Here is a 4,206-nt window from a genome sequence, read left to right as displayed (position 1 = left end):
CGGATCGAGCGCAGCAGCTCTGCTGCCCTATCTGCAGCCAGGCTCTTGGGAGCGCCGCCCGGGATCAGTTCAGCGAGAAGCCCATGCAGCCGTGACACCGCCTGGGTTCGTGACGCGGTCAGCTGGGTGCGCCGGACGCTGAGCAGCCGGAGCACGCCGTTGTGGTCCTCGGCCTGCACCGCCCGAAGTCGGGGGTGGTGGATCGCAGCGGTCGCGACTGCGACCGCGTCGTGGGCGTCGGTCTTGCGCCCGGACTGCCCGGAGAGCACCCGGACCCGGGTCGCGAGTGCGGCCGGGACGTCGAGCACCGACTCCCCGGCCGCGACGAGCTGCTGGGCCAGCAGACGTCCGACGCCGGTCGCTCCTTCCACCGCCCAGACCCGGTCCGGCCAGGGCGCCGCCCACGCGATCAGCCGCTGCGCCTGCCGCCGGCTCGAGACGACCCGGGTGCGACCCAGCACCGTGCCGTCGGGTGCGACCGCAGCCGCTGTGTGGGATCCCTTGTGGGGATCGACTCCGAGAACCTGCATCACGATCTCCTGTCCGCGAACACCAGCGAGGGGAACCGCGGCGGACAATCCTGATGGGAGGGGCCAAGCCTCTGTTGAGTCACACCGCGGCGACACCGGTGGCCGACAGATCGTTAGAAAGCCACGATCGGCAGGCACTTAGCGAGTCAGACCACCGGCGTCACGACGCTAGAACCATCAAGGCCCAGCGACCAGCCCAGCAGACCATCAGGCACATAGGCGCGAGCACTCATCCGCCATGTCGTTCGAGATACTCGTTCGGTGACGCGACAGAACATCTACGACGATGCAGAGTTCTTCGAGGGCTACGAACGGCTCAGGAGCGAGGACTCGGGTCTGAACTCGGCAATCGATCAACCCGCCCTGACAAGCCTGCTTCCGGACGTGACCGGTCTGCGGGTCGTCGATCTCGGATGCGGCTTCGGCACGAGCTGCCGTGATTTCGCGCTGGCGGGGGCATCGTCGGTCGTTGGGGTCGATCCCTCGGAGCGCATGCTCGAAGTCGCACGACGGATCGACCTTCCAGCGGTGACCTTCATCCGTGGATTCGCCGAAGACGTCGCGCTTCCCACCGGCAGTGTGGACCTCGTTGTGAGCAGCCTGGCCTTCCACTACGTGGAGGATCTCGACGCGCTGTTCACTCACATCAGGACATGGCTTGCCCAGAGCGGAGTCTTGGTCTTCTCGATGGAGCATCCCGTGATCACGGCATCACCCGACGGGCGTCTCACCTCCGGATGGCTCGTCCGTGACTACTTCAGCCGAGGTCGCCGCGACACATCGTGGTTCGTGAACGGAGTGAACAAGTATCACCGGACTGTGAGTGATGTCGTCGCCGCGCTCGCCAGGGCTGGCTTCGTGCTGGATGCGCTCCTCGAGCCCGAACCCTCGCGCGAAGCTGTGACCGACCAGCCGTCCCTAGCACTTCATCTAGACCGGCCGGCACTTCTCGTGATCAAGGCCACGGCACGATAGGCGAGTCAGAACGGCACTTCGCGTGCGGCCTCAGCGGCAGACTCAACCGACGCGATCACTCTCGACGTTCGCCGGTTCGAGGGCGGAGCTGACGCCGGAGGCGGTCGACGGTGGACGGGTGGCAGCGACTGCCATGAGAATCGCGATCCCGACGATCACGTAGATGTTCGATGCCACCCACTTGTCCCACCAGGCATTCGTCATCGGGCGGGGCAGACTCCCCATCCACAAGAGCGGCTTGGTGACAGTCACTGCCATTAGCAACAGCAGCCCGCAGATGCGCAACATCGTCGACAGTGACCGCGTGCCCAGGAGGGTCACGGCGAGGGGGAGGCACCACACCCAGTGCTGGGTCCAGGAGATCGGTGAGATCAGCAAACCGGCGACCGCCACGAGGGAGACGGGCAGAAGAGTCGACACGCTCGTCTCCCAAGATCCTGATCGACGAAGCGCGATCGCAAGGACGACAAGCAGGACCAGCGAAGCCGCAACCCAGGCGCCTGTGGCGGCGGTGCCAGGGCCGAGCAGTCGCAGAAACACCCCCCGCAGCGACTGGTTGGTAACGATGCTCGTATCGACGAGCCTTGCCTCAGACCGGCCAAGCGTCGAGAAGAAGCGCAGTGAGTCGCTTGGCGTGGCGACGATCCCGACGACGACGGTCACGAGGAAGGTCACGATCAGCCTCGCCACGGCACGGCCATCACGCTTCCAGGCGAAGTACAAGACGAACACGAGCGGAGTGAGTTTGATCCCGGCGACCAGACCAGTGAGGAGGCCACGCCAGCGCGGTGGCATCCAAAGGACGTCGATCACCACGGCGAGCATGATGAGGACGTTCACTTGGCCGAAGAGAAGCGTCGACCAGAACGGCTCGGTGACTGACGCGATGCCCGCCACGAAGATGGCCGTGAAGACAGCGTCTTGGCCGGCAAACCCGATCCGGCGAACGCTGGCGAGAGCCACAGCGAAAGTCGCGCCCAGCGAAGCGATCAGCAGTCCCACGTCCGCCATTTGCAGCGAAACCCAGGTGGTGGGCGCCAGCATCACAAGGGCAAATGGAGGGTAGAGGAAGGGCAGCGACGTGGAGGTGAAGGTCCGGTCGTAGAGTCCGGAACCGTCTGCCCGCCAGTACCCGATCGCGTCGCGGTAGACCTGCAAGTCGAGGAAGGCCGAGGGGTCTGACCCTGAAAGCCCGACGAAGTACCGAGCCATCAACACACAACCGAGCACGGCCAGCAGTGCCAGCCCTGCGTTGTGCACGGTTCGGTTCAATCTCGTCCCCCGGTCCGCCACAGCGGACGTCAGTTACCCGAGGTCCCCGTCCTCCGCGCCGCGCCCATAATGCCGGATATTGCTCTCGCTGTCCGAGCTGAGACCGGATCTTCACTGGGCCATTTGGGTGTCGGCTCGCTGGCCGGCGAGGTTGCAGACGCGGCCGCCCAATATCCGGCATTAGGCGCCGCTCAGATGGCGTGCCGAGCTGTCGCCGCCCTAGCGTCAGGGGTGCCGGGCGTCGTCTCGTTGATGGGGTGAGGTGGCAGCGATGCCAATGTCCGATTCCGACCCCAAGGACCGTCCAGGCGAGGGCCGGTCTTCGACCGAAGGTGCCGATGCCGCCCGTGAGGGTGAGCCGATGCGCATCTACTGGGAGAACGGACGGCTGGTCTCCCACCCTGCCGCCGGTGCGTCCAGCTATCTCTCGCAGCCTCCCGCTGGCTGGTACGAAGACCCTAACCATGCCGGATGGTCCCGTTGGTGGGATGGCGAAGCCTGGGCGCGATCCACGAGGCATCCAGCACCCGGCTGGTATCACGATCCAGACGCGCGACCAGACGTCAGGAAGTTGCGTTACTGGACCGGCACGACTTGGTCAGAGCAACGCCGGTTTCCACCACCTAACATCGTGGTTTGGGGCGCTCCCATCGTCTTCGCAATCCTTTGGATCTGGACTGGGTGGGCAGCGTGGCCGGCGAGCGGTACGTGCCACGTTGCTCCCGCAATCACGAACCTGCCGCGGGACGTCTTCCTGGCTGTCTGGGGTTTGGACGTAGCCCTGGCCGCCATCCTCGTCGTCGGCTCTTATGCCAAGTGGCAGCGAATCGCGGTACCGATCCTCTTGCTGATCGGCGCGGTCACCGTCCCACCCCTTGTCGCCTTCTCGTCTGCCGGGGACTGCCTCTACTAGCTGACGCGGCCTGACCGTCGTGCACGCTCAGACCACACGCGAAGTGCCGTTCTCGTTCGCCTCCCCGGGTGTCGAAGCTGCATCATTCGGGGATGGGCGGCTCCTCGGGCTATTGGGCATTGGATGTTCCGGGCATGACCGAGGAGCAGGCAGCTGCGACAGCGGCCTGGCTGAGCCACGAGTACGGGCTGACGGGCATCGCCGTCGATCCCGCCGAGTGGATGACCATGCACATCGACGCCAGCACGGTGCGCGTGTTGGCCGATGCGACAAGCCGCTATCCCAGCGGCAACGACGTTGCGACGGGGATGTTGGAGGAGTTCCAGGCGTGGCTCGCCGCGTCGCGGCCGGAAGGCGACCGCGCAAAGAGGCTTCGATAGGACTCGCCCGGTGGGGGGAAGACCCGGAAACGGCGTCGCCCCATGCGACAGGATGAGGGCGCAGAAGCAACCACGGGGGTACCTTGCCGAGCCTGACGCTATTCGCGCCGCTGGCCTTGGTCTTTGCGTGTGTCGC

General features: G+C 65.6%; 4 protein-coding genes. 2 read left to right on the top strand and 2 right to left on the bottom strand.

What is annotated here, in order from left to right; genetic code table 11:
• On the bottom strand, positions 1–530 hold a 530-nt coding region (locus VIM19_01950), incomplete at its 3' end, for a transposase (GenBank protein ID HEY5183675.1).
• Between the two features lie 261 nt (positions 531–791).
• Here VIM19_01950 and VIM19_01945 point away from each other — a divergent pair.
• The gene (locus tag VIM19_01945; protein HEY5183674.1) at positions 792–1,505 is read left to right on the top strand and encodes a class I SAM-dependent methyltransferase; all 714 of its coding nucleotides are present in this window, start codon (positions 792–794) and stop codon (positions 1,503–1,505) included.
• A gap of 42 nt (positions 1,506–1,547) precedes the next feature.
• Here the strand turns inward: VIM19_01945 and VIM19_01940 are convergent, their stop codons facing one another.
• Positions 1,548–2,765, bottom strand: coding sequence for a glycosyltransferase 87 family protein (locus tag VIM19_01940; protein HEY5183673.1), 1,218 nt, complete (start codon positions 2,763–2,765; stop codon positions 1,548–1,550).
• Between the two features lie 993 nt (positions 2,766–3,758).
• Here VIM19_01940 and VIM19_01935 point away from each other — a divergent pair.
• Entirely contained in the window at positions 3,759–4,070 is a 312-nt protein-coding gene (locus VIM19_01935) for a hypothetical protein (GenBank protein ID HEY5183672.1), read from the top strand.
• Positions 4,071–4,206 lie beyond the last annotated feature (136 nt).

This window comes from Actinomycetes bacterium (assembly GCA_036510875.1).
In the GTDB taxonomy this organism is placed as follows: domain Bacteria; phylum Actinomycetota; class Actinomycetes; order Prado026; family Prado026; genus DATCDE01.
This window is presented reverse-complemented; position numbering and strand designations above follow the sequence as displayed.